This is a genomic window from Sphingobium sp. JS3065 (assembly GCF_026427355.1).
In the GTDB taxonomy this organism is placed as follows: domain Bacteria; phylum Pseudomonadota; class Alphaproteobacteria; order Sphingomonadales; family Sphingomonadaceae; genus Sphingobium.
Window position 1 is genome coordinate 851,380 of the sequence record NZ_CP102664.1, and the last position, 25,660, is coordinate 877,039.

Below are 25,660 nucleotides of genomic sequence, written 5' to 3' on the forward strand. Positions count from 1 at the left end.
TTCAGGAGCAGGACATGGAGTTGGAAAACAAGGTCGCGATCATCACTGGCGGCGCGTCGGGGCTCGGGCGGGCGACCGCCGAAAAATTTCACGCGGCCGGCGCCAAAGTGGCGATCTTCGACCTCAACGACGAAGCCGGCAACGCGCTGGCCGCGGCGCTGGGCGAAGGCGCGCTTTACCGCAATGTGAACGTCGCCGAAGAAGAAGGCGTGCAGGCAGCGATCAGCGATGTCGTCGGCCAGTTCGGAAGAATCGACATCTGTTGCAATTTCGCTGGCATCGGCGGGGCGCAGCGGATTCTCGGCAAGGATGGCGTCTATCCCCTCGCCAAGTTCCGCGGCGTCATCGACGTCAATCTCGTAGGCACGTTCAATGTTCTCCGGCTTGCCGCCGAGCAGATGGCGAAAAACGAGCCTGATGCGTTCGGCCAGCGCGGGGTCGTCATCAATACCGCCTCGGTCGCGGCTTATGACGGCCAAATCGGGCAGATCGCCTACAGCGCGTCCAAGGCGGCGATCGTCGGCATGACGCTGACTGCGGCGCGGGATCTGTCTTCCTACGGCATTCGCGTCAACACCATCGTTCCGGGCCTGATCGATACGCCGCTGCTCGCCAAGCTGCCCCAAGCCGCCCGCGACGCGCTGGGACAGCAGGTGCTGTTCCCCAAGCGGCTCGGCCAGGCGGAGGAGATCGCTGCGACCGCCGCGTTCATCGTGGCAAGCGACTATCTCAACGCCGAATGCATCCGTCTCGATGGCGGCATCCGTATGCCGCCCAAGTGACAGGTCATCGACAGGAACCCGCCATGAGCCCACTCAACGGCTATACCGTCATTGAGCTTGCCGGCATCGGTCCCGCGCCCATGGCCGGCATGATGCTGGCCGACATGGGCGCTGAGGTGATCCGGATCGAGCGCTCGACAAGCGTGAGCGAACGGCGCGCGAAGGATGTGAGCCTGCGCGGCAAGAAGTCGGTTATGCTCGATCTCAAGGATCCGCGCGCGGTTCGTGCGCTGCTGCAGATGATCGAGAGCGCCGACGTGCTGATCGACCCCTATCGGCCGCTCACCTGCGAGAAGCTCGGCATCGGACCCGACGAATGCCTGTCGCGCAATCCGAGGCTCGTATTCGCCAGGATGACCGGATGGGGCCAGCATGGACCCCAAGCGATGGCGGCGGGGCATGACATCAACTATATCGCGCTCACCGGCGCGCTGCATGCCATCGGGCGTGCCGGTGAGAGGCCGGTGGTGCCGCTCAACCTCGTCGGCGATATGGGGGGCGGTGGCACACTCCTGGTCGTGGGTATATTGGCTGCGCTTCTGGAGACCCGCGGGTCGGGTAAGGGACAGGTCGTGGATTGCGCGATGGTCGACGGCGCGATCCAGCAGATGTGGATGTTCCAGGGCATGCTCGCCGCCGGCGCATGGGACGACGGCGCGCGGGAAGCCAATCTCCTCGATGGCGGAGCCTATTTCTACGACTGCTACGAATGTGCCGACGGCCGCTATATCAGCCTGGGGGCGATCGAGCCGCAATTCCACGCGACCATGATCACCCTTCTGGGTCTCGATCCCGGTGACTTTGCGGACCAGCACGACAAGACGCAATGGCCAGCACTCAAGCAGGCCATAGCCGCTGCCGTGCGCACGAAGACGCGAGACGAATGGTGCCGTATCATGGAGGGAACCGACGCTTGTTTCGCGCCCGTCCTGCGCATGTCGGAGGCGCCCGCGCATCCGGCCAACGTCGCGCGCGAATGCTTTGTCGAGATCGACGGTGTCGTGCAGGCGGTGCCCGCGCCGCGCTTCAGCCGGACGCCATCGCGGGTCCGTCGCGGTGCTCCGGTCCCGGGCGAGCATACGGCACAGGTGCTCGCGGCGATGGGGATCGCGCCCTGCGATGTCGCGGCGCTCGCAAAAGGCGTGGGTACGGGAGGATCTGCCGATGCTCCCTGAAGAACCCGGGCAGACCGTGTCGGTCGAAATCCAGGACGCCGTGGCCATCGTCACCCTTGATCGTCCCGATGCGCAGAACGCCTTTAATACGGCGTTGCGCGGCGATCTGTCGCAGGCCATTCGAGCGGTAGAGGAAAACACGGCTGTCAGAGCCGTTGTTCTGACCGGCCGCGGACGCAATTTCAGCGCCGGGGCCGATCTCAACGACAGGGACCGGAAAGACCCTTCGGTCGAGCGGATGCTGAACGAGGAATATACCCCCATGCTGCTGGCGATCATGCGGTCGGCCAAGCCATGGGTCGGTGCAATCAATGGGGCCGCCGCCGGTATCGGGTCGTCCTTCGCGCTCGCCTGCGACCTGTCGGTTATGGGCGAAAGCGCCTGCCTCTACCAGGCATTTGTGGCGATCGGTCTGATTCCGGATGGAGGGGCCTCCTGGCATCTGGTGCGAACGCTTGGCTTCAAGCGCGCCTTCGAGATGATGATCGCCGGAGAACGGATTTCGGCGGAACGATGCCTGGCGCTCGGCCTCACCAATCGCGTCGTCCCGGATGCGCTATTGCTCGACCAAGGCCTTGCCCTCGCGAGGCAGCTTGCGGTCAAGGCGCCCCTCGCGGTGGCGCGCACCAAGGCAGCAGTACGTTTTTCGGCCGATCATCCGATCGAAGCGGTCATGCCGTTCGAAGCCCGTTTGCAGCAGGCGTGTACGGATAGCGAAGACTTCAAGGAAGGTGTGGCCGCCTTCCGCGCCAAACGCGCCGCCACGTTCCTCGGACTGTGAACCGCAACAAGCCCACGCGAAGGTATCGACCATGGATTTCTCGTTAAGCTCCGATCAACAGGCACTTCAGGAAACCGCCAGGCAGTTCGCCCAGCGCGAACTCCCGACGATCGCGCGCGACCTGGAGGAGCGCAATATTCCTCCTTCGCGCGAGCTCGTGCGGCGATATGCCGAGCTTGGCTTTCTCGGCATCAACGTCGCGCCCGAATATGGCGGGCTTGGCCTTGGTAATCTCGAAGCACTGCTCGTCGTGGAGGAGTTCGCGAAGATTTCCTCGGCGGTCGCCTTTCCGGTCTTCGAATCCTGTGTCGGCCCGGTGCGTGCCATCGAGCATTTCGGCACCGAGGCCCTGAAGCGGAGGATCATTCCCAAGGTCTGCGGTGGCGAAGCCATTGTCGCGGTCTCGATGTCCGAGCCCGACGCCGGCAGCGCGCTCACCGACCTGCGCGCGCGCGGCGAGATCACGGCCGATGCCGTCATCCTCAACGGCAGCAAGCGCTGGTGTTCGGGCGGCGGCCATGCCGATGGCTATGTCGTCTATTGCCGGCTCTCCGATGCACCGGGGGCAAACGGTATCGGCGCGGTGTTCGTCGACAAGGGCACGCCGGGAATGACCTACGGCCCCAATGAGAGTCTGATGGGTTTCCGCGGCGTTCCGTCGAGCGACATCCATTTCGACAATGCCGCGGTTCCCCTCGACAACATCGTTGTCCCCGCCGGCGGCTTCAAGCAGCTGATGGAGGCCTTCGATCTCGAGCGCTGCGGCAATGCGACCATGGCGCTGGGCCAGGCTTCCGGCGCGCTCGAGGAGGTGCTCGCCTATGTCCAGGAACGCCGGCAGTTCGGTAAGCCCATCATCGACTTCCAGGCCGTCCAGCTGCGCATCGCCGAGATGCAGATGCGCGTCGACGCCGCGCGCCTGCTGATCTACCGCGCGGCGGCCAACGCGCAGATGGGCCTTCCTTCGATGCTCGAATCCTCGCTCGCCAAATGCTTTGCCAATGAGATCGCACGCGAAGTGACCGGCCATGCGGTCCAGCTGATGGGCGCCTATGGCTATTCGCGCGAGTTCCCGATGGAGCGGCGGCTGCGCGATGCCTGGGGATGGGGCATCGCGGGCGGCGCGGTCGATATCCAGAAGGTCAATATCGCGAGCGCTTTGATCGGCCGGCGTTTCGATCAGCGGCGGTGACGATGGACGTGCGCGAAGCGCTTCATGCGCGCCAGTCGACCCGCGGCTTCCTCGACAGGCCGGTCGCCCCGGACCTCCTGGCAAGCATATTTGAGGCGGCGCAGCGGGCGCCGTCCAACTGCAATACCCAGCCCTGGCAGACGATTGTCGTGTCGGGGAAGGCACGAGACCAGCTGGCGCGCCTGCTCGCCGAGCATCTCGCCGGCGGCGCATCCCCGGCGCCCGACTTCGGCCCATCGGTGTTGCCGGCCTTTGAAGGTGTCTATCGGGACCGGCAGCATGCCGCTGCGGCCGAGCTTTACGCCGCAATGGGGATCGAGCGCGGCGACAAGGTCGCCCGCGCGCAGGCCTCCCAGCGAAACTGGGCCTTTTTCGGTGCCCCGCATGTGGCGCTGTTCACCATGCAGCGGGGGCTGGGTTTGATGGGCGCTGTCGATGTCGGCGGCTATGCCCATGGCCTGGCGCTGATGATGACGGCTAGCGGCATAGGCAGTTGCCCCCAGGCATCGCTTGCCTATTTCCCGGCGCCCATACGCGAATATCTGGATATTCCGGTGAACATGGGCATATTGTTCGGCATGTCCTTCGGCTATCCTGATCCCGACGCTCCATCCAATCGTGCCCGGACCGGACGCGCGGCGGTCATAGATGCCGTGCGGCTCGTGGAATGAGGAAAGCCGACGGCCGATAGCCGCGTCATGCGTGAGACATCCGTTCCGATCCGTCTTGTCAGGGCCGTTCTGAAACATTGCGGCGACTTCGAACTCGACCAGCGTGAGTTGCTCGCGCAGGCGGGCATCTCCCCCCGCCTCGTCGAAGAAGAGGCGGCGCGGGTATCAATCGAGCGGTTCGCGCAACTGCAGGTCGTGACCATCCTCGCGATGCAGGATGAAGGCCTGGGCTATCTGACGCGCCGCCTGCCGGTGGGCACATGGTCGATGATGTGTCACGCCACGCGGAACGCACGTAGTTTTCGCGAGGCGCTCAACCGCTACTGCCGGTTTTTTACCATTCTCGACATGGGATTCACGCTGACGCCGGTCGAGGACGGAGACTCGGCGGGCGTTCGGTTCACGCATGATCCAGGCTGGCCTGTCGACCTCTTCATTAGCGAACGCGCGCTCTTCAAATGCAGCCGCTACAGTTCCTGGCTCATGCAGGAGGATATCGTCATCACTGCTGTCGCGTTGTCAGGCGCCGATCCCGGCCACGGAGACGAGTATCGTTTCCTGTTCAACGGCGCCCCGGTGACCTTCGACCTGCCATTTGACGAGATCCGTTTTTCCGCGAGCTATCTCGATCGCGCCATCGCGCTCGACGACCAGACCGTACGGCGCTTCCTTCGCGCGCCGACACTGATGCTTCTGAGCGAAGAATATCGGAATACCAGCTGGACGAACCGGGTGCGCAGGGAACTGCGCAAGGACATGCCGCACCTCAAAGGCATGGAAGAGATCGCCGACGCACTTGCCGTCCACCCGCAGACCTTGCGCCGGCGTCTGGCCGACGAGGGCCAGTCGTTCAAGCAGATCATCGACGATCTCCATCGCGATACTGCCCTCTATTATCTGGGAAGGCGCGGCATGAGCGTCGAGGAAGTCGCCTGGCGCGCGGGTTTCGCCGAGACCAGCACCTTCATTCGGGCCTTCAAGCGATGGACGGCGATGACCCCTTACGCGTATCGCAAGGGCCTCTAGCGGCGGCAGGGTCATGCTTCGACTCCGCGCTGTTATTTGAGGTCGGTATTTTTGTCGGGCGCGACCATTGTTGCCGGCGGTTATCGGCGGCATCCCCGTGAAAACAGACCGATGGAGCGGAGCACTTCTCCGCGCCGACCGTCCGCACGAATGGGAGAGCGAGATTGACTGCAGATGTTCTTACCCGCCGCGAAGATGGCATCCTGGTGGTAACGATCAACCGTCCCGATGCCCGGAATGCCGCCAACAAGGCGGTCGCAGAAGGCATTGCCGCGGCTGCCGATACGCTCGATGGCGATGACAGCCTGCGGGTCGGTATCCTGACGGGCGCCGGCGGCACATTCTGTTCGGGCATGGATCTCAAGGCCTTCGTGACCGGGGAGCGTCCGGTCATCGAAGGACGAGGATTTTGCGGGATCGTCCAGCGTCCGCCGCTCAAGCCCCTGATCGCCGCCGTCGAAGGCTATGCGCTTGCCGGCGGTTTCGAGCTTGCGATCGCCTGCGACCTGATCGTGGCCGCCGCCAACAGCAAATTCGGCATTCCCGAAGCGAAACGCGGCCTAGTCGCCAATGCAGGCGGGCTCTTGCGTTTGCCGCGTCAGATCCCGCCGCGCATCGCCAAGGAACTGGCATTGACAGGCGAGTTCCTGAGCGCGGAGCGCGCGCTTCAATATGGCCTCATCAATGCCGTGGCCGAGCCGGGTGGGGCGCTTGATCTCGCCCTCGATCTTGCGCGCAAGATATCGGCCAATGCGCCGCTCGCGATCGCGGCCAGCAAGCGGGTCATCGACGAGTCGCAGGACTGGTCGACCGAGGAGATGTTCGATCGGCAGGCGAAGATCAGCCGGCCGATCTTCGACAGTGCCGATGCGATCGAGGGGGCCAAGGCCTTTGCCGAAAAGCGCGCGCCGAACTGGAAAGGTATCTGAAAATGTCCAAGGCATCGGCCAATCAGGCCCTGATCATCGATGCATGCCGCACGCCGCGGGGAATCGGCCGCGCTGGCAAGGGCGCGCTGTCGGGCCTGCATCCCCAGCATCTCACCTCGTCCGTACTGCGCGCGATCGCCGAACGGAATGGCATCGACACCGGAGAGGTTGACGACGTGATCTGGGGAACCAGCTCCCAGATCGGTGAGCAGTCTGGCGATCTGGGGCGCATGGGCGCGCTGGACGCGGGATATGACGTGCGCGCCAGCGGCGTGACCCTGAGCCGCTTCTGCGGTTCCGGCATCACGTCTGTCGCGCTTGCGGCCTCGTCCATCGCTGCCGGTCATGAGGATCTGATGATCGGCGGCGGCACCGAGATGATGTCCAAATACGGCCCCGGCACCGCCGTGAGCGCGGTGTTCATGGACCGCGACAATCTCCGGCTGCGCGCCTTGCATCCGCAGTCCAACCAGGGCGTGTGCGCCGATGCGATCGCGACGCTGGAGGGTATTGGCCGGGAGGAGCTCGATGCGCTGGCCGCGCTCAGCCAGCAGCGGGCTGACGTCGCGATCCGCGAAGGACGGTTCGACCGATCGCTCGTGCCGGTCTATCATGAGGACGGCACGCTCGCGCTCGATCATGAGGAATATCCGCGCCCGTCGACCACGGCTGAAACCCTTGCCGAGCTCAAGCCTGCCTTCGCAGCGCTTGCCGACTCACCGCTGGATGGGGATGGCACGACCTATCGCAGCCTGATCCTGAATAAATTTCCGGACCTAGCGATCAATCATGTCCACCATGCAGGCAATTCCTCTGGCGTCGTCGATGGCGCCGCGGCGGTGCTACTGGCGTCGCGGGACTTTGCCGACGCCCATGGACTAAAGCCGCGCGCCCGGGTCGTGACCGCCGTCAATGTCGGCGACTCGCCCACACTCATGCTCAACGCGCCGGTTCCCGCGGCCCGCAAGGCACTTGCCCGAGCAGGATTGTCCCCGGAAGACATCGACCTGTTCGAAGTCAATGAGGCGTTTGCCGTGGTGACCGAGAAGTTTATCCGCGACCTCGATCTCGATCGCGAGAAGGTCAATGTGAACGGCGGCGCCATAGCACTCGGTCATCCGATCGGCGCAACCGGCGCGATCCTGATCGGCACGCTGCTCGACGAACTCGAGCGGCGCGACAAACAGTTCGGGCTGGTCACCATGTGCGCGGCGGGCGGCATGGCGCCGGCGATCATCATCGAACGCATCTAGACCAACAGGGAAGAGACAGTGGCTCCTTCATCCGAATTTCCGATGCTGATCGACGGTTCGCTGGTTGCCGGCGCAGCGAGCATGCCCGTCGTAAATCCCGCAACGGGTCAGGTCTTCACCGAGGCGCCTGATGCCTCCGCCGAGCAGCTCGATCTTGTGATTACGGCCGCGAAGCGTGCCTTTCCGGCATGGTCAGAGCGGCCGATCGCCGAGCGGCAAGGCTTGCTGATCAAGGCAGCCGAGGCGATCACCGCCCATACGGACGAACTGACCGCGCTCCTCACCCGCGAACAGGGCAAGCCCCTGGCGGCCGCCACCGCCGAAATCCAGGCGTCCCTAGGCTGGTTCCACTATTTCGCCCAGATGACGCCGCCCGTTCTCGTCAGCGAAGACAGCGAGACGCGGCGGGTTGAGACCCGCTACGTCCCCCTTGGCGTCGTCTGCGCAATCTCGCCGTGGAATTTTCCGGTCATGCTATCCTGCTGGAAGATCGTCCCGGCGCTGCTCGCGGGCAATACGGTGGTGTTGAAACCTTCGCCCTTCACGCCCCTCACGATGCTTCGCATCGGAGCCCTGCTCAAGGACGTGTTTCCGGCCGGCGTGCTCAACATCATCACCGGTGGTGATACGCTTGGTCCGAAGATGACAGCGCACCCCGGCTTCGCCAAGATCAGCTTCACCGGCTCGACCGCCACCGGCAAGCTCGTGATGCAAAGCGCCTCGGAGACGATGAAGCGCATCACGCTCGAACTGGGCGGCAACGATGCCGCTATCATCATGCCGGACATTGACCTGGATGCGGTTGCGCTCAAGATCTTCATGGGCGCCTTCTATAACAGCGCGCAGGTCTGTACTGCGACCAAGCGGCTCTACGTTCATGAAGCAATCTATGATGCGCTGCGCGATCGCTTTGTGGCGCTCGCCCAGGCGATGAAGCTCGGGGACGGCGCGGAGGAAGGCACTGTCTTTGGGCCGATTCAGAATGAACGGCAGTATCGCCGGGTCAAGGCGCTGATCGAGGAGGCGCGGCAGCAGGGTCTGACCATCATCGAAGGGCCGCAAGGACCGCAAGGGGGCGGCTATTTCGTCCCGATCACCATCGTCGACAATCCGCCGGACGATGCCAGGGTCGTTACCGAAGAGGCCTTCGGTCCCGTCCTCCCGCTGCTCAAGTTCAGCAATGTCGACGATGCGATCCGCCGGGCCAATGCGAGCGAGTTCGGACTGGCCGGCGCCGTATGGTCTCGCGATGTGCACAAGGCCGTCGAGATCGCCAGCCGCCTGGAAACCGGGACGGTCTGGATCAACGAGAACCTCTATCTGCCGCCCACCGCACCCTTCGCCGGTCACAAGCAATCGGGGCTCGGGGTCGAAAACGGCATGGACGGGCTGTTGCAATATATGGATCCCAAGACGATCTATATTCCCAAGGCAGCCTGAGGATCAGGCGATGCCCAACTTCAGCGAGTGCGAGAACTGAAGATGCAACATCCGGCACAGCATGCCAGAGAGATGCCCGACAAACCGGCCTATATCATGGCCGGCACGGGGAAGGTCGTGACCTATGGCGAGTTGGATCGCAGGTCCACCCAGATCGCCCGGCTGTTTCGCAGCCTCGGATTGGGAGCGGGCGACCATATTGCGCTGCTTCTCCCCAACGACGAGCATTTCATGCAGATCTGTTGGGGCGCGCAGCGATCGGGGCTGATCTACACGCCAATCAGCACGCATCTCAAGCGGGACGAGATCGGCTATATCCTTCAGAACAGCGACGCGGCGCTGCTGGTGACGAGCGCGGCGTTTGCGCCGCTCATATGCGAGGGCGAGCAAGCCGGCATCGCATTGCCACATCTTTTCCTGGTCGACGGGGCAGCGCCGGGGTTTGCCTCATGGCCGGAAGCGATCGCCGCCCAGTCCGACCAGCCCATTGCCGACGAGCAGGCCGGCGCCCGCATGGTCTATACCTCGGGGACGACCGGGCAGCCGAAGGGCGTGCTGTCCGACTTCACGCCCGGGACGCCGATCGGCACAATGCCCGCCAAGCTAGCCGGCATGGCGAAGATATTCGGCATCGATGAGCAGACGGTGTTGCTCTCTCCGGCGCCGCTCTATCATTCGGCACCACTGGGCTTCGTCCACATCGTGATGCATCTGGGCGGAACAGCGGTGATCCTCGACAAGTTCGACGCCGAAGCCGCGCTTCGTGCCATCGAAACCTACCGGGTCACGCACAGCCAATGGGTTCCGATCATGTTCCACCGGATGCTGGCTCTGGAGGAGCGCGTACGCGAGTCCTACGATCTCTCCAGCCATCGCGTCGCGATCCATGCCGCCGCCCCATGCCCGGTCGAGCTCAAGCGTCGCATGATCGCGTGGTGGGGCCCGATCCTCGCGGAATATTACGCCTCGACCGAGTCAACGGGGTTCACGGCGATCGACACGCCAGAATGGCTTGCCCACCCCGGTTCCGTCGGCCGCGCGAAGGGCTCGACGATCCATATCCTCGATGACGATGGCGAGGAACTGCCGTCCGGCGAGGTCGGCATGGTCTTCTTCGAGGCGGCAAAGGGGCGCTTTGCCTACTACAAGGATCCCGACAAGACCGCCGCGTCCTATAACGACCAGGGCTGGGCGAGCGTCGGCGATCTCGGCTATGTCGACGAAGAGGGCTATCTCTATCTCACCGACCGCAAGAGCTTCATGATCATCTCAGGCGGAGTGAACATCTACCCGCAGGAGATCGAGAATCTGTTGCTGGGGCATCCCAAGGTCGCCGACGTCGCCGTCATCGGCATTCCCAATGAAGAATTCGGCGAAGAGGTGAAGGCGGTGGTCCAGCCGCGTAGCTGGGAAGAGGCCGGGGCCGACCTGGCTCTCGAATTGACCGTGTGGTGCCGTGACCGGCTCGCTAATCTCAAAGTGCCTAGATCGTTCGATTTTGAACGCGAGTTGCCGCGGCAGGAAAATGGAAAGCTCTACAAGAAACTGATCATCGATCACTATCTTCGGAATCATGCAAGAAGTTAATGATCGCTTGAACTGGCACTACTTTGGCAGATTGTCTTTAGGACTGTCGGTGGGACGGAGGCCGCAGTGTGGGCATGGTTTGTCCGGCGGTTTGGCAGATGGCGGCATGGCTGCGATGCAGGCCTTGGCGACCTTCATATCGTGGACATTTCCGGGAGTTATCATCAGCACCCAAGGACGGCCCCTCCCGTCGCAGATGGCATAAACCTTGGAGTTTCGTCCACCGCGTGTCTGGCTCGGCCCAGCGCACGAAGCGGTTGTAAAGCGTCTTCTTCGGTCCCATAAACCGGCGGACAATCGCCCCAGCGCCCGCCGCATTGCAACGCATGGACGATCCCGGACAGCACCCGGCGATCATCAACCCGCCGCGCACCCTTGCCGTTGACCGGCAGCAGCTCCTCGCCGGAAGCATTGAATCACGCGATCACGGCGATGGGAATCCAGAGGGTTCTGTGAGGTCGCGCGGGGTTGGTTGTGCGTCATGGCGCGGTGCGCGACCTCATTGAAGCCGGATTGAGCGCACTCGCTGGCTGGGCAGACGCTATGGGGTTAGTGGCTTCTGTCCCGGTCCTTGTCGAGGAACAGGCGGTCGTGAGAGGGGGCTGACCGGAGACGGAGGCGTCCGGGACGGTATGAAGGCCGAAGTGGGCAATGGTTGCGCGAGGGCAAGGGTGAGCGGCAAGTACCGTAATGTCGGTCTAGGCGGAGGATGACTGCGGCCCTCCGTGCGCCAGTTGGCTGCGTCGCCGTGGTGCCGTCATGATCAGGGAGGAAATAACGCTGGTTCATGGCTTTGCCGGCGGTCCGCGCGCTCGCCACGCCGTATCGCGCGGCATTGTCGCAACGATCCGTAACGTCCCGCCGCAACATGGGCAGACGGTGGGATCGAAATCGGCGCACTTGGGATGTGGCAAGGCGATGTCGTGGTCGGACGTCACCGGCCGCGTAATCACCAGCAGGGAGCGGATCGTCGCAAGCCGGGCACGACGGCACCCGTTGGCGAGAAAACCGTAGTGGCGGATGCGATGGAAGCGGTCGGGCAGAGTATGGAGCAGGAACCGGCGAATAAACTCGTCGGCAGCCAAAGCCATATGCTTTTGGGCATTGCCATGCCGATAGTCGCGCCAACGGAAGGTGACGGTTGCATCGGCCATGCTGACGAGACGACTGTTGGAGATAGCGACGCGGTGGGTGTGGCGGCCCAGATAGGCGAGAACATGCGCCGGTGAGCCAAAGGGCGGCTTGGCGTAGACCACCCAGGACATCTTGCGCAGCGACCTGAGCGTGGCGACAAAGGCGCGGCTGTCGCTGAGACCGCCAAGTGCCCCGAAGAACTGCAGGCGTCCGGCCTCATCCGCTGCCTGTAGCCGCGCCAGGAACAGTCGGCGGAAAAGGCGCGAGAGCACGGGGATCGGTAGAAAGAAGCGCGGTTACAGGTGATCCAACGGGAGCCGTCGGCCGACAGTGCGCCGCCCGGAACGAGGCAGTGGATATGCGGATGGTGCGTGAGCGTCTGCCCCCAGGTATGAAGAATGGCGATAAAGCCGAGCTCGCCGCCGAGATGCTTGGGATCAGCGCCGAGCGTCTTGAGCGTCTCGGCCACCGCGTCGAACAAGATGGCGTAGACCAGAACTTTGTTTTGATAGGCGATCGCCGCAACCTCGGCGGGCACGGTGAATACGACGTGGAAATAGGGCACCGGCAGAAGGTCGGCTTCGCGCGCGGCCAGCCATCGTTCGCGCGCGATCCCCTGACACTTTGGGCAGTGCCGATTGCGGCAACTATTGTACGAGACCCGGCTATGGCCGCAGTTGTCGCAGGCCTCGACATGGCCGCCGAGCGCTGGGGTCCGGCACAGCTCGATCGCCGCCATGACCCGCCGTTCAACGCGGCCAAGGTGGCCGTCATGGGCAATGCGGTAAGGAGGGCCATGGCGGCGGAATATATCCGCCACCTCCAGCTCCGGACGCACAGCGGCGGCCTCAGCTGGGCGGCACCACGTCCAGGCTGAGACGGTCGAGCGGGCTTTGAGTCGTGGCGATCGTGGTCGTCGCGACATGGGTGTAGCGCGCTGTCGTCGATAGCTGGCTGTGCCCGAGCAAAACCTGGATGATCCGGATATCGACCCCGTTCTCGAGCAGGTGCGTCGCGAAACTATGCCGCAGCGTGTGAACGCTGACCCGCTTGGTCAATCCTGCCGCCTTGGTGGCTGACCGGCAGGCGGCGTGAAGACAGGTCGTGGTGATCGGCGTATCGGCGCTGCGTCCGGGGAACAGAAAATCCTGCGGGTGGGCGAGCCGCCAATAAGTCCGCAGGATCCCAAGCAACTGCGCCGAGAGCGATCCTTGGCGCCCTTGCCGTGGCGAACCTGGATCACCATCCGGTCGCTGTCGATGTCCGTAACCTTCAGACTTGCAGCTTCAGAGGCGCGCAATCCTGCGGCATAGGCGGTGGTCAGTGCGGCGCGCGCCTTCAATGATGGCACCGCCTCCAGGAAGCGCACGACCTCGTCGGCGCTCAGGATCGTTGGCAGCTTGCGCGGCATGCGCGCATAGACGATCCGCTCCGGGATCTCCGCCCGATCCAGCGTGACGCCGTAGAAAAAGCGAAGCGCGCATACGATCTGGTTCAAAGAGCCCCAGGAAATGCCCTGCGACACCAGATAGACCTGAAATGCGCGGACATCTTCAGGCCCCAGCCGATCCGGTGATCGCCCGAAATAGCGACTGAACTTCGTCACCGCGTGCAGATAGGAGCGTTGCGTGGCGGGGGACAGGTTGCGCAAGCTCATGTCGTCGATCATACGACGGCGCAGCGGGCTGACCGTTACTGTGACGTCTGTCATGGGATAAACTCCTGGTGAGGGGTTGGTCTTCAGCAACCAAATCCTCCCACCAGGGGGTCATTCTCGCCAGCCCCCAGGCACCAGTCGAGCGTCAGCGAGTTCGTTCAATCCACTTATTGGGTCTGGACCCTAAGCACAGCTTTGGCAGATTTTGACGAAGAGTTTGCGAAGGACCAAGTCCACAGTGCGGACATCGTGAGTCCTCACGCTGCTACCTAGGGAGCTACCTAGCGCGAAATGAAGTGGAGACCCGAACGCCAATGTTGTCTGTAACACATTGGTATATGTCTGAAAAATGGTGGACGCACTAGGGCTCGAACCTAGGACCCGCTGATTAAGAGAAATTGGATTCAACGTCTCACCGCGAAATTTCATAGTACATCGCGTCACCATGTTACAGGAAATTCCCTTATGTTTCCTTGTATTAATGGTAAAATTGCGTCATCCTCCCGAACATGGAGGTGTGTGGCATCCCTTCCAATTTGTAGCGCAATTTGTAGCGCAAAATCGAGGCTGACATGGCAACGAAGAAATTTTCTGATCCTTGGATTCGCGGCCTGAAGGCCGCCCCAGAAGGGGGACGGGACGAGTGGCACGACGAGGCCGAAACAGGACTATTAGTTACGATCAATCCCAAGCGTCGGGTGACATTCTGGCTCTATGCGCGATACCCGAAAGGAGATGGGACGTGCGGAGCTCCTAGTCGCAGAGTGCTAGGAGATTTTTGTCCTGCGGACGCCAAGGATCGCATCTACATTGTCAAGAAGGGTGTGCCCGCCCTTGCCTTGGACGAAGCGCGGCAGAAGGCCCGAGAATGGAAGGCCGCGATTGCGGATGGCATTGACCCTAGTCGACCTGCTCAGCCGGTAGATGAAGAGCCGCAGGCGGTATTGGAGACGATTGCGACGGTTTTTGTCGAGTTTTTCAAGCGCCATGTTATGAAAGAGGGTCAGAAGGACGGCCGTGGTAGACCTCTGGCTCCGCTGCGTTCTGCAAAGGAGATCAAGCGGATTTTCGATCACTATATCTTGGAAGACCTAACCGGCAATGAGCGGTGGCGAAATCGTCCGATCGCTTCAATCACGCGCCGCGATGTAACCGAGTTACTCGATACAATTCAGGATAACAATGGAGCTACTCAAGCGGATGCCGTGCTCGCACAGCTCAGCTCCATGTTCAACTGGTACGCGGCGCGGGGAGACGATTTCGTGTCTCCAATTGTGCGGGGAATGAAGCGAACTAAATCTTCCGAGCGCAAACGCAAGCGTATTCTGAGTGACGAGGAAATCCGCATATTCTGGCAGGCTTGCGGGACGCAGGAGGTATTCGGTGTTTTCTGCCAGCTATTGTTGCTGACTCTTCAGAGGCGCGAAAAACTGCGGTTGATGCACCGGGACTATGTTACGTCCGATGGACTGTGGACGATCCCGACGGAAGATCGAGAGAAGGGTAATGCCGAGTATGTTCGGCTATCTCCCATGGCGATGCAGATCGTTAAGAAGCAGCCTACGACGCCGACCCGACCATTTGTTTTCCAGGGACGCTTGGCTGGTCCGATCAACGGCTTCACTGACGCCAAGGCGGAACTGGATGCCAAGATGGAGGAAATCGCCGGTCACCCTATCCCACACTGGGTCCTGCACGATCTGCGCCGGACCGGAAAGACGCTGATGATACGAGCAGGCGTCTCGCCGCATGTCTCTGAGCGAGTGCTTGGGCATGTCATTCCAGGCGTAGAAGGTGTCTATGATCAGCACGACTACCTCGCTGAAAAGACGGAAGCCCTTCGTCAGCTTGCGTCATTGGTGGCGCGGATACTCAATCCGAAGGACAACGTCGTTCCGATGAAGGCTCGCAGCCGGTCTCGATCGAACAGTCAAATGGAGCAAAAGGCAGAAGCAGAAAGAACTGCTATAAACTAGCTTTACCTACGGATGTGGAACTGGGCCTTCGGGGTAAAGCAGGGGAAGCAAGCCCTTGATTTGCGGTATGCCAATTGCCCCTGATTACCCTTCGTTTCCCTAAATGTGCCACGGAAATGCTGCTGGGCGGGCTCACGCTTCTCGTCCGTCGGGCACAGGACCGCGCGCTAGTTTGTCGACTTTGGCTTTCCGTTGGCGCGGTTCAGCTCGATGAGAAGCCAATCCCGAAACTTGCCCATATAGCCGCCTGCATCGGCAGCGATCTGCGCCAGCAGTTCATCGCTCAACTCATCTTGTTTGAGATCGAGATCACGCAGCGCACGTTTCACCATGTGGCTTTGGAAAACGAAAATCGCATTGCGCAAATATCCACGCACGATTTTTTCGATCTTTCTATCATCTCCTTTGGCGGCATGGATGAGCTTTTCTATGGCCAGAACGGTGGGATCGGGCTCAGCCATCGTCTGACGCATTTCCGGTGTAAGCTGCATCTCCTCGTCGTGCATGGATCAGTCCGGCTCTATTGCTTAAGGCATAACGACATGGTCGCATGGGCGACGCAGGCGGGCAAGGCATCAGTTGCGATGCTTTGCCAAGAAAACCAGCCGCATACGATTGGGCATCCCGCCATAGAGAAGGCGACGCGGCTGCCGGACGGGTATTGCCATGGTTTTGCGGTGTAGCGCGAGATGTTCTCCTGCATCGTTAAAGGGGCAGAGGACGTAGGAATATTCGTTTATGTTAACCAATTCGGCACCGAAATTCCCCTCCGAAAGGCACCTTGCCGGACGGATGAATTCGAGCATCATGCTCATTGGACTATTTTGTTCAGAATAGCCGGGGGGCAACCAGACGTTGGGGCATCGGCACGGTTCGCCCGATGCACCCGAATGGGATGGAGAGCGAATGCCCATGCGACAGGAAGCCCGAATTGAACCCATGCTGGACGACACAGGCCGTCCGGCTGTTTTTGCACCTCTTTGCAGGTCGATCATCAGCGCAAGAGCGGAGTCGGCCACCATGTTCGGCTCTTTATGCTCCGATCCAGGATGCGAAATGCTGCTCGATCTTTACTGGCGCGACAGCCAGGGATTGAAGACTTCTCTCACCAGCTTCTGCCTCGCGTCGAAAGCGTCGGAGATGACCGGTCGGCGATGCCTTGCCGAGATGGAGGCGCAACGCATCGTCGAGCGCTTCCCTGATCCCTTCGACAAACGCCGCATATATGTTCGGCTGACGGCGACTGGGCGGGATAAGATGGATGCCTGCTTCCAGACCTTGCTGTCCGGATATGCGCAAACCTGTCACGACTGCGCCCGCAAATGCGGAGACGCTCCAGACGGGGCCCGGCAGGAAGTCCCGTTCTGCATCGCGATTGACGGTGTCCGCCAGTTTCGGCGTTAGAAGCTCGGAGCCGATATCGGTAGTCGATCAATAGGCCGACGTAGCGTTCAGTGCTATGCCGGTGAAACGGGCACGCGCTACCCGTTGATACGACCTGCGATCATACTGACAGCGGGCGTCGGCCGCGGCCTGAAGAGAAGGAGGAGTGGGGCGAGGGAGTTTTCCCTATGCTGGAGTTCCTCCCATGGCCCTGTCGCGCACGAGCGCCGATCCGCGCCTGCATGCCGCTGCCGCCAATATCGTCAAATCACTCGGTGGAACATGGAAGCCATCGGGCGCGATGTGCCGTTGCCCTGCGCACGACGACCATCGCCCCAGCCTGTCGGTCCGGGTCGGCGAGCATAGCATATTGTTCAAGTGCTTTGCCGGCTGTTCCACGATTGATGTCATCCGCGCGCTGCGCAGCGACAGGCGGCCTATCCCGACGGCCGACGCTGAAGCGGAATTCGCACGCGCGGATGGCAGCGAGCGACGGTTGGCCGGCCGGATCCGTTCGCTCTGGAAGGAAGCGCGTGCCGTTACCGATACGCCGGCGGGCGTCTATATGGCGACGCGTGGTTTCAACGAGCCGCATCCGGCGCTGCGCTACCATGATCATGTGCCGCTCGGCCGGGGCGCCGACGTCCGTTTCCGTCCGGCGCTGCTCGCCGCCGTTGAAGCCGACACCGGCGTCATAGCACTCGAACGGCTGTTCCTCGACCCCCGGACCGGATTGCCGGCCACTGATCTCGATCCGCCCAAACTGATGCTGGGTCGCCCGCACGGTGGCACCGTCCGTTTCGGGGCCGCCACCGATGTGCTGGGGCTGGCCGAGGGCTGGGAGACCGCCTGGTCCGCTCATTTGCTGCTCGGCATCCCCGTCTGGGCCGCGCTTGGTGCTGACCGCTTCCCCCTGGTCACTGTGCCTGAGCGGGTTGAACGCCTCTTCCTCCTTCACGACAACGACCTTTCCGGTCGGCGCGGCGCGGCACGGGCGAAACAGGCGCATGCGCGAGACGGCCGGTCGATCGAGCCGCTGCCTCCACCGCCGGGCTTCAATGACTGGAACGACCTCTACCGGGCGAGGGGAAGGGGGAGGGGGAGGGAGATGGTTGCGGAATGCAGGCTGATGATCGGCCGCGTCCCGCACATTCCGACACGCGCAGCGGCATGGGCGTCCAGCCAACCCTGAACGCGAGCCTGCTACAATCCACACAGGAGACGAGCCTTGACCTCGCTACAACCGAGCTATCCCTCCACGCTGCCGCTCGCCAGTATCGTGAAGGGCGACAATCCCCGCCGGTATTTCGACCGGAAGAAGCACGAGGAGATGGTGGCTTCCATCCGGCAGCGCGGCATACTCCAGCCCATATTGCTCCGGCCGAAGGACGACGTCTATGCCATCGTCGCCGGCGAGCGTCGGTACAGGGCAGGGCTGGAAGTCTATGGGCTCGACGGCGAAGTGCCGGTCATCATCCGCGTGATGACGGACCAGGAAGCGCTCGATGCCGCGATCGCCGAGAATGACGACCGTGACGATCCGTCGGAGACCGAGCAGGCCGATGCCGCCGTCCGCTACCTCGCGGCATGCAACGGCGACCGCGCCGAGGCCGCACGGCGACTGGCCTGGTCCCGCGCCAAGCTTGATCGCCGCCTGGCGCTCGCTGAACTCACCGACGCCGCTAAGACCGCCCTCGATGAGCGCCGGATCAAGGTTGGTCACGCCGAACTGCTCGCCGTCATCCCCAAGGACAAGCAGGACACGGCCCTCGACACGATCCTGCGCCTGAATCTTGACGTGAACGATACGCGCAAGGAACTGATGCGCATCACGCATAGCCTCGCGAGCGCCTGTTTCGACAAGACCGAGTGCGCCACCTGTCCGTTCAACTCGGCGGCGCAGCAAGTCCTTTTCGAAACCCATGTCGATGATGGCCATTGCACCAATCCGGGATGCTTCAAGCTCAAGACCGAAGCCGCCGAGGTGATCCGTTTCGAGGAAGAGGAGCGCGCCGCGAAGGCGGCCAGGAGAGCGATGCCTCCTGCTGCCGATGATGCCGACGCTGATGCGCAGGACGATGTCACCGTCGAACCCGCGCCATCGATGGATCTCCAGCCGCAGCCGGAACGCGGCGCCATATCATCCAGTGCTGTCGAAAACCGCGAGCCTCCCCCGCCACGCACTGCCGAGACCGTGCCGGCCGCGTCGACGGCGCATAAGCCGACCGTCACGGCCAGGTCGATCGCGACCCGAACCGCCGAGCTTCGCGAGGCGACATGGCGAACCGCGCTTGCCCGTGCGCTCGCGGGCAATGCTGTCCACGCCCGGACCACGATCCTTGTGGCGGCGATGTCGGGCACGCTTTCGCAGATCAAGCCCGACACGCTGACGTCCCGCGCTGGCATCCTCGTCGGCGCCTCGTTCCCGGACCTCGACTTCAAGGGCAAGATCGCGGAAATCCGGGCGCTTGCCGATGCGCGGGCCGCCAATGTGCTGGCCGTCATCGGCGGCGCTTACGCCAAGGATGTGCTCAGCTTCGATCATGTCGCGGACCTTGCGAGAGTGTTCGAGGTCGACTTGCGCGAGACGTGGCAGGTCGATCAGACCTTTCTCGAGCGCTACACAAAGGAAGAGCTCAAGTTCATCGCCCAGGAATGCGGCCTGATCGCGCATGTCGGCGAGAAACGGTTCGCCAAGCTGCTCGCATCGAAAAAGACCGAGCTTGTCACCAGCATGCTCAATCGCATCGGGTTCGATTGGGCGGGACGTCTGCCGGGCTGCATGACGCTCGATGGCGCCTATGGACCGCCCCCGGATCGTGCTGCCCAGCCGGCCGACGCTCCCATCTCGCAAATCGCCGCCTGACCGACACCCTCACCCTTCCAGACAAGGACCAACGCCCATGTTGATTGCCAACCTGCTGCCGCTTCTCGCCAACTATTCGCTCGGTTTCGATCTTGTCGCCGGCCCCGACGATACCGTCACGCTGACCGTCATTCCCCGCAAGGCGGAAGGCGCGAAGCACGGTCTCGAATCCGGCGAGACCCGCCCGATCTCGATCACCGCAACCGCCGTGGAGATCGATGCGGAACTTGGCCGTGGATCGGACGGCGCACTCGGCCAGCTCATCGCTACGCGCAAGACCCTTGCCGACCAGATCGCCGATCAGCGCCAGGCGGCCGAGGACGCAAGGATCGCCGCAGCGGAGGCCGCGAAGGCCAAGGCCGCCACGAAGGCCGCGACAGCAAAGACGACGGTGCCTGTGAGTCCTCCGAAGCTCCAGCACGCGGTCACCCCGCCGGTCGACGCCAAACCGGACCAACCCGCCACCTTGTTCTGACCGGACTCCGCTCAAATCTCGCCACGACCCAAGCCGGGAGTTTTACCTCATGCAGATCAACCATCTCACCCGCGCGTACCGCTATGACGGCATCGACCTTCCGGTTCCGCCGCATCTCGCCAACGATCCCGACGGTCTGCGTGCCTACCATGCCACGCTCTACCCCGCGGTTCTCAACGCCGAGATGGTCGACGCCGGCGTGTCGGGCGGCGCTCACGTCACCGAATACCGGCGCGCCGTCGGCACCAAGGGCTGACCGTGGCGCGCGGCAGCAGCGCGGCGATCCCGTCCGCAGTTCGTAAAACGCTCATCGAATGGATCGAGCCCGGCAATGGCGACACATCCGAATTCACCCAGCCAATCTGCAGCGAGCAAACCCAGGCGCTCCACGCGTGCATCCTTCTCGCGTCCGGGGACGGCGGGAGCAAGGCTCCCAGGCCGCTCCCGCCGCCACCGGGCCTGCGCCTTCCACCCCTCGGCTGACCTCGCGGGGCGGGCCGTTGCACTGTCCGGCGACATTCCCGCCCTCTTCGATGCTCCACTGGCGTCCCATCACAAGCTGATAGGCCGCTGGGCCACGTCTCGGGAAACGACGGCTAAACGCTATACTCGCGACCAGGCGCGCCAGCGCATCGAACGACTGTTCGACAAGGCGGTGCTCGACATTCTGGGCTCCGTCGAATTCGCGGACTTCAGGGTCGCGGTTCTTCACGGGAACGAAGGTTATCCGCCGGCTATCGCGGTGATCTGCGACAGCATGGGGCAACTCGACCTCGGATGGATCGAAGACAGCGATGCGCCCATTCCCTGGCGCGCCGCAGCCTACAAGGCCCTCGACGATATGCTGGGCCGCGCCCTTCCGATCTTCGGCTACCAGGACCTCTTCGATGAAATCTCTATGTACTATTGGGACGGCGCGACCGATGATGAAACCGCGCGGCAGTGGATCGTCGAATATCAGGGCATGGATCCTGACGATATCGAGGAACTCACTCTGCCATCCAACATGGAGTCTCGCCGACCCGATTGGATGATCGCGGCAAACGCGGGGGCATCGGCGGAACTTCCGAACGGCTTACACCGGAAACTGGAGGAACTCCGCAAGGCGTACGCCGCTCTCGGGAAACTCCGACCGGAGCGCAGCGCCTGGCAATTCGATATCGAGATTGCCCAAGAGTATCTCCCCGGCATCGAGGAATGCTCGACATTGCCCCCGCTGACGCTCGTTCCGGTCGAGCAGTTCGCACGCGAGGTCGATGACGTCGGACGCCACGGGATGGAATACGGCTTCATGGACATCGCCGGCTTCTGCCCTTTGCCAGATTCAGTCCCGATCGACGACTGGTTCGCGTCCTTGCGTGTCGGCGCGCGGTTCCTGCTCGCCGCGCAGGACCTGATCCAGCTCGATCCAGCCAACCTTTGAGGTTCCTTATGTCCGACCACCGCACCCAGTTCGAAGCGACCGCCGGCGGCCTCGCGCTGACCAACGCCATTCTCCTTTACCGCAGCCAGCCGATCCGCAACGCCAGTCCCTATGCCACCGCTCGCGCGGGCGCCGCCGCATTCGCCAGCATCCATGCGATCGAGCATGACGATGAGGGAAAGCCGATCATCGGCGCGGGCACATCGCTGTCGCGCGCGCATCTGCGTCAATGGACCGAGGCCCTGGGCCGGACCGCTCTTCCCGAATTCCTGCCTGACAATGTGCTGGTCGCTCATCCCGACATGCTCGCATGGTGGATCCCGACCCAGGTTCGCCCGGCCTATTTCGCTCTCACGGATCCGCCCGCCGGCCTGCAGGTGCTCGCCGCGCGAACCACTATGCCGGTCCCGTATCCGCCGCATCTGTTCATCGCGACCCGATCGGGGTTCGGCGTTTACGCCTTGCCGGCAAACGAACGCCCCGGCATCGATACCCCGGTGCTGCACTCGCCGGTGCTCAATGTCTATCTCGACGGGCAACTTTGCTGGGGCAACATTCCGAAGCCAAAAACGCTGACGACAGCCTCCATCCCGGAATTCGAGCGCGGGGTGTTCGATAGCTGGTCCACCCACCCCAATCCCGGACAGGAACTGACCATCACCGGCAAAGGTGGTCTGGTTCGGCTCTGGGACGACCTCGCCGCGCGCAAGGCGAAGCGCTTTCCGGTCAGGCGTCTCAGGCCATTCGATCCCGGTCGGACACGACAGGCCTCCCGGCGAGCAACCCGGACCGATCCGATGACTCTCGGAAAGCTCATTGCGAGAGGGGCGAACCAATGACCGTGCTTGCTGACGATCCCACTGCGGCCGCGGTCCTTGCCGCCGTGCCCTGTTATCCGGTTCCGCCGCAGGGGCGATCGCCGGCCCTCGACGCGCTGCGCGCTGCCCGCGCCGGGCGCGGCCTTGCGATCGGGATAGACGGCGTCATGCTCGTCCTGCGCCGGCCCTGGCTGGAACTCGATTTCCCGATCACGACGCCGCTTTCCCTCCACGTGCCCTATGGCAGCACGGGCGCCTGCCGCGCCGAACTGCGCTGCGGGCTCATTCCACGCGAGCATCTCGATCATATTCTCGATCATTTTCGCGCAGCCTTGCCCAATGAAGCCGCGGCGTTTGTTCTCTGGAACGAAGCGACCCGGGAATTCGCAGTGGAGTTTCCGGTCATCGACGAAGCCACGCCCTCGCGCCTCGTCTACCGCACGCCGGTCCCGCAGCCCGATTGGCATGTCCTCTGCGATTTTCACAGCCACGGGGTCGGTCCCGCCTTCTTCAGCACCACCGACGATGCCGATGACGCCCATGCGACGAAGATCGCGATCGTCGTCGGCTGGCTCGGTGACCCCGGCGGCCCGGTGATGCTCGCGCGCCTTTGCGCCGACGGCATGTTCCTGCCGTTACCACGGAGCCCGTTTTCAGGAGACCGTCATGCCGACTGACCTCACGGATCGTCATTATCTGCCCGCCGGGTTCGATAATCGCACGATCAACATCCTGCTGGTCGGTTGCGGCGGAAACGGCGGGCAGATGCTGATGGGACTCGCCTCGCTCGACACCGCGCTGCGCGCGATCTCCTCGCGATCGCTGCATGTCGCCGTGATTGACGACGACATCGTGACCGAAGCCAATCTCGGCAGGCAGCCATATTACCGGGGCGACGTCGGCAGTTCCAAGGCCCGCACGCTCACCGAACGGATCAACCTCGCACACGGCCTGGCCTGGCAGGCAGTGCACGGCCGCGCCCCTGAAGCCATTAGTATGGATGGCGCCGACATCGTCATCACCTGTGTCGACACGGCATCGGCCCGCCGCGCGATCGGTGCCGCGCTCGCCGAATGCGGGACCGTTCCCGCCTATTGGATGGATCTCGGCAATCGCGCGAGCGACGGGCAATACCTCATAGGCTCCCCGGAGCACCGTTCCAACAAGCACCGCCATCGCCTGCCGACCGTGCTCGAATATTTCCCCGAACTCGCCGACGAAAACCTGCCCGACGACGATGCCCCTTCCTGCTCGGTCGCCGAAGCGCTTGAACGCCAGTCGCTGTTCGTCAACCGCGTCGTTGCGAGCCATGCCCTGGCGTTGTTGTTCGACCTTCTCGGACGCGGCTCCATCGGTCACGCCGGCGCATTCCTCAACCTCGCCAGCGGTCAGGCCGTCCCGATCCCGTTGCCGCGCGGCGACTGAACCTACCCGCATCACCCCGTGTCAGTCGGCCTGCACCGGCCGGAACCGCACGCCAGTCCGGCGGAGCGGCGGGAGAATCGCGCCTTCGCAAATTCACACAAGGAGACCAAACATGGCGTCACTTTCCCAGAGGGGCTGGACCCTTCATTATACCATTGGCCGGGTGCTGGCCGCCAAGGTCAGGCCGGGGGATATCGTCCCCATGCCGGGTGGGGCCAACGATTTGATGGTGCTCGGCGGACGCGCCCCGCAGCGTGCCAACGACCGCGGCAGCGTGTTCGTGCGCGATCCCCTCGCTGAGACCAGTGATTGCATGGAAATGCCGCTCCGGGCGCTCGGAATGGTTTGGATCAGCGACGCCGGTGGCTGGTCGGAGCTCCCGGCATGAGAGGGTTTCATGTCCATGTCTATACGACGATCAGAGTCAAGGTCGCGGTGACCGCCGATGATCATGCGGACGCCATGCGGCAGGCTGACGCGATCGTCGGACGCGGGATATTCCCCGTTCGTCTCCTTCCGAACGCCGCTGGTGTGCTGGAGGCGGAGCCGGCTGAAGAGGTCACCGGCTATCTGGTCGATGAAACCGACGATCCCGAATTCGAGAACAGCTGCTCTTACGATGCCGAATACCGGCCTTGCGGCGCGGGCGACAGTCCGGGCTGCGCCTAGAAAGGGGGAGAGGGAACAGGGGAGGGTGCTCCGCATGATGGAGCAGTCTGGAGAATCCCCATGCAAATCGAACTACGGCGTATCTCCTACAGCGCCGCGCTATCGCAGGAAACCGCGGCTTTCTCGGCGGAAGTCTGGATCGAAGGCGAACTCGCCTTTCATGCCCGAAACCAGGGAACGGGCGGAGCGGACTTCTATCACCAGGTTGGCCGGTGGACCGTGGCCGAGGTCGATGCCTGGCTCAAGGCCAACCGGCCGGTGCGCACCCTGGATGAAAATCTCGGCTGCGACCATGATCTCGAGATCGAGGTAGCCGACCTTCTCGCGCGCGAACTCGAGTCCCGGCGCCTAAAGCGCCTTTTACGCACCAACATCGTCACGATCGAAAACGATCAAATCCTGCAATATCCGCTGCGCAAGCGGCCGCTCGCGATCGTCGCCCGCGCCGTGTGCGCCACCAATCCCGCCGCGGTCATCGTCAACGACGCCGGCGACGCGGTGTTCGCGCGCGCGCTCGACCTGCTTCTCGCCAGCCGCTGACATTCCAGGCCGGAGATCGTCATGACCGACAGTTTCGATCCCGCCGATGCGGGATGCTGGATGGCGCGCGGCCGTCCGGCTCATCACGCCCATGCGTTGGCCGATGCCTGGCGCCGTTTCCCCGACCTGCCGAACGATGCGCCCCTCGACGCCCGCATGGCGCGTTCCCGCGAGCGGGTTCAGGCGCTTCGTCCCCTCAACGAAGCGATCGCCCAGGAAACCGAGCGCCAGCGCGTGGCCGCGAACTTTGCCTGCATCGAGCGCCAGATCGCCCAGGGCAGCACCGACAGCCGAAACCCCGCGATCCTCCACGGCCGTGACGTCCATGGCTATGGCTGGGATGCTGCCGTCGCCTACGCCGACGGACTCTACGCTGCCCGGGCGGGATGGGAATCCAGGCCGCCGTCGCCGCCACGACCGGGGGATCCCGATGTCCGACGACCTGCCTACCGCCACGG

Annotated in this window: 27 protein-coding genes and 2 pseudogenes; 23 read left to right on the forward strand and 6 right to left on the reverse strand. The window is 63.1% G+C overall.

The window, feature by feature from the left end:
* Nucleotides 1-14: 14 nt before the first annotated feature.
* The 10 genes from NUH86_RS04175 to NUH86_RS04220 all read left to right on the forward strand — a co-directional run bounded on the left by NUH86_RS04175 (nt 15) and on the right by NUH86_RS04220 (nt 10,836).
* The gene (locus NUH86_RS04175; protein WP_267251423.1) at nt 15-782 is read left to right on the forward strand and encodes an SDR family NAD(P)-dependent oxidoreductase; all 768 of its coding nucleotides are present in this window, start codon (nt 15-17) and stop codon (nt 780-782) included.
* Nucleotides 783-805: 23 nt separating this feature from the next.
* Entirely contained in the window at nt 806-1,957 is a 1,152-nt protein-coding gene (locus NUH86_RS04180) for a CaiB/BaiF CoA transferase family protein (RefSeq protein WP_267251424.1), read from the forward strand.
* Nucleotides 1,947-2,738: an enoyl-CoA hydratase/isomerase family protein gene (locus NUH86_RS04185; RefSeq protein WP_267251425.1), complete on the forward strand. Its 792-nt coding sequence runs from the start codon at nt 1,947-1,949 to the stop codon at nt 2,736-2,738. The genes NUH86_RS04180 and NUH86_RS04185 overlap by 11 nt, the downstream gene beginning before the upstream one ends.
* A 31-nt stretch (nt 2,739-2,769) precedes the next feature.
* Nucleotides 2,770-3,930, forward strand: coding sequence for an acyl-CoA dehydrogenase family protein (locus NUH86_RS04190; protein ID WP_267251426.1), 1,161 nt, complete (start codon nt 2,770-2,772; stop codon nt 3,928-3,930).
* Nucleotides 3,931-3,932: 2 nt separating this feature from the next.
* Nucleotides 3,933-4,601 (forward strand): nitroreductase, encoded by a 669-nt coding sequence (locus NUH86_RS04195; protein WP_267251427.1) that lies wholly within the window; start codon nt 3,933-3,935, stop codon nt 4,599-4,601.
* 27 nt (nt 4,602-4,628) lie between these two features.
* The gene (locus NUH86_RS04200) at nt 4,629-5,627 is read left to right on the forward strand and encodes an AraC family transcriptional regulator (RefSeq protein ID WP_267251428.1); all 999 of its coding nucleotides are present in this window, start codon (nt 4,629-4,631) and stop codon (nt 5,625-5,627) included.
* Nucleotides 5,628-5,791: 164 nt separating this feature from the next.
* Nucleotides 5,792-6,556 carry a crotonase/enoyl-CoA hydratase family protein gene (locus tag NUH86_RS04205; RefSeq protein ID WP_267251429.1) on the forward strand — a complete coding sequence of 255 codons (765 nt, stop codon included), beginning with the start codon at nt 5,792-5,794 and terminating at the stop codon, nt 6,554-6,556.
* Between the two features lie 2 nt (nt 6,557-6,558).
* Nucleotides 6,559-7,809, forward strand: a complete 1,251-nt coding sequence (locus NUH86_RS04210) for an acetyl-CoA C-acetyltransferase (protein ID WP_267251430.1) — start codon at nt 6,559-6,561, stop codon at nt 7,807-7,809.
* An 18-nt stretch (nt 7,810-7,827) separates the two neighbouring features.
* Nucleotides 7,828-9,249, forward strand: coding sequence for an aldehyde dehydrogenase family protein (locus tag NUH86_RS04215; RefSeq protein WP_267251431.1), 1,422 nt, complete (start codon nt 7,828-7,830; stop codon nt 9,247-9,249).
* A gap of 42 nt (nt 9,250-9,291) precedes the next feature.
* A complete protein-coding gene (locus NUH86_RS04220; protein ID WP_267251432.1) occupies nt 9,292-10,836 on the forward strand; it encodes an acyl-CoA synthetase in 1,545 nt (514 codons plus the stop codon).
* Nucleotides 10,837-11,074: 238 nt separating this feature from the next.
* Here the strand turns inward: NUH86_RS04220 and NUH86_RS04225 are convergent.
* The 4 genes and pseudogenes from NUH86_RS04225 to NUH86_RS04235 form a co-directional block, all read right to left on the reverse strand.
* Nucleotides 11,075-11,231: pseudogene (locus NUH86_RS04225) on the reverse strand (transposase); the annotation flags it as partial.
* Between the two features lie 390 nt (nt 11,232-11,621).
* Nucleotides 11,622-12,808 (reverse strand): annotated as a pseudogene (locus tag NUH86_RS04230) (IS91 family transposase).
* 10 nt (nt 12,809-12,818) lie between these two features.
* A complete protein-coding gene (locus tag NUH86_RS24710; RefSeq protein ID WP_323749013.1) occupies nt 12,819-13,112 on the reverse strand; it encodes a tyrosine-type recombinase/integrase in 294 nt (97 codons plus the stop codon).
* Entirely contained in the window at nt 13,025-13,681 is a 657-nt protein-coding gene (locus tag NUH86_RS04235; protein WP_323749003.1) for a tyrosine-type recombinase/integrase, read from the reverse strand. The genes NUH86_RS24710 and NUH86_RS04235 overlap by 88 nt, the downstream gene beginning before the upstream one ends.
* A 518-nt stretch (nt 13,682-14,199) precedes the next feature.
* On the opposite strand from NUH86_RS04235, the gene NUH86_RS04240 reads away from it, so the two are divergent.
* Nucleotides 14,200-15,603: a tyrosine-type recombinase/integrase gene (locus NUH86_RS04240; RefSeq protein ID WP_013846918.1), complete on the forward strand. Its 1,404-nt coding sequence runs from the start codon at nt 14,200-14,202 to the stop codon at nt 15,601-15,603.
* Between the two features lie 167 nt (nt 15,604-15,770).
* Here the strand turns inward: NUH86_RS04240 and NUH86_RS04245 are convergent, their stop codons facing one another.
* Nucleotides 15,771-16,109, reverse strand: coding sequence for a hypothetical protein (locus tag NUH86_RS04245; protein WP_013846917.1), 339 nt, complete (start codon nt 16,107-16,109; stop codon nt 15,771-15,773).
* Between the two features lie 69 nt (nt 16,110-16,178).
* A complete protein-coding gene (locus NUH86_RS04250; RefSeq protein WP_126516758.1) occupies nt 16,179-16,625 on the reverse strand; it encodes a hypothetical protein in 447 nt (148 codons plus the stop codon).
* A 34-nt stretch (nt 16,626-16,659) separates the two neighbouring features.
* Between NUH86_RS04250 and NUH86_RS04255 the strand changes: the two genes are divergently transcribed.
* The 12 genes from NUH86_RS04255 (at nt 16,660) to NUH86_RS04310 (ending at nt 25,202) form a co-directional block, all read left to right on the forward strand.
* On the forward strand, nt 16,660-17,007 hold the full coding sequence (locus NUH86_RS04255) for a hypothetical protein (RefSeq protein WP_030540648.1): 348 nt from the start codon (nt 16,660-16,662) through the stop codon (nt 17,005-17,007).
* Between the two features lie 184 nt (nt 17,008-17,191).
* Nucleotides 17,192-18,178: a toprim domain-containing protein gene (locus NUH86_RS04260; protein WP_013846915.1), complete on the forward strand. Its 987-nt coding sequence runs from the start codon at nt 17,192-17,194 to the stop codon at nt 18,176-18,178.
* Nucleotides 18,179-18,214: 36 nt separating this feature from the next.
* Complete coding sequence (locus NUH86_RS04265) at nt 18,215-19,852, forward strand: PRTRC system ParB family protein (RefSeq protein WP_013846914.1); 1,638 nt, start codon at nt 18,215-18,217, stop codon at nt 19,850-19,852.
* Between the two features lie 37 nt (nt 19,853-19,889).
* A complete protein-coding gene (locus NUH86_RS04270; RefSeq protein ID WP_013846913.1) occupies nt 19,890-20,327 on the forward strand; it encodes a PRTRC system protein E in 438 nt (145 codons plus the stop codon).
* Nucleotides 20,328-20,376: 49 nt separating this feature from the next.
* Nucleotides 20,377-20,583 (forward strand): PRTRC system protein C, encoded by a 207-nt coding sequence (locus NUH86_RS04275; protein WP_013846912.1) that lies wholly within the window; start codon nt 20,377-20,379, stop codon nt 20,581-20,583.
* A gap of 75 nt (nt 20,584-20,658) precedes the next feature.
* A complete protein-coding gene (locus tag NUH86_RS04280) occupies nt 20,659-21,750 on the forward strand; it encodes a hypothetical protein (protein WP_013846911.1) in 1,092 nt (363 codons plus the stop codon).
* 8 nt (nt 21,751-21,758) lie between these two features.
* Nucleotides 21,759-22,589 carry a PRTRC system protein B gene (locus NUH86_RS04285; RefSeq protein WP_013846910.1) on the forward strand — a complete coding sequence of 277 codons (831 nt, stop codon included), beginning with the start codon at nt 21,759-21,761 and terminating at the stop codon, nt 22,587-22,589.
* Nucleotides 22,586-23,245: a PRTRC system protein A gene (locus NUH86_RS04290; RefSeq protein ID WP_013846909.1), complete on the forward strand. Its 660-nt coding sequence runs from the start codon at nt 22,586-22,588 to the stop codon at nt 23,243-23,245. The genes NUH86_RS04285 and NUH86_RS04290 overlap by 4 nt, the downstream gene beginning before the upstream one ends.
* Nucleotides 23,235-23,993, forward strand: a complete 759-nt coding sequence (locus NUH86_RS04295; RefSeq protein WP_013846908.1) for a PRTRC system ThiF family protein — start codon at nt 23,235-23,237, stop codon at nt 23,991-23,993. Before NUH86_RS04290 ends, NUH86_RS04295 begins: the two co-directional genes overlap by 11 nt.
* A 112-nt stretch (nt 23,994-24,105) precedes the next feature.
* Complete coding sequence (locus tag NUH86_RS04300) at nt 24,106-24,381, forward strand: hypothetical protein (protein ID WP_013846907.1); 276 nt, start codon at nt 24,106-24,108, stop codon at nt 24,379-24,381.
* The gene (locus tag NUH86_RS04305; protein WP_013846906.1) at nt 24,378-24,662 is read left to right on the forward strand and encodes a hypothetical protein; all 285 of its coding nucleotides are present in this window, start codon (nt 24,378-24,380) and stop codon (nt 24,660-24,662) included. The genes NUH86_RS04300 and NUH86_RS04305 overlap by 4 nt, the downstream gene beginning before the upstream one ends.
* A 60-nt stretch (nt 24,663-24,722) precedes the next feature.
* Nucleotides 24,723-25,202, forward strand: a complete 480-nt coding sequence (locus NUH86_RS04310) for a hypothetical protein (RefSeq protein WP_013846905.1) — start codon at nt 24,723-24,725, stop codon at nt 25,200-25,202.
* Nucleotides 25,203-25,660 lie beyond the last annotated feature (458 nt).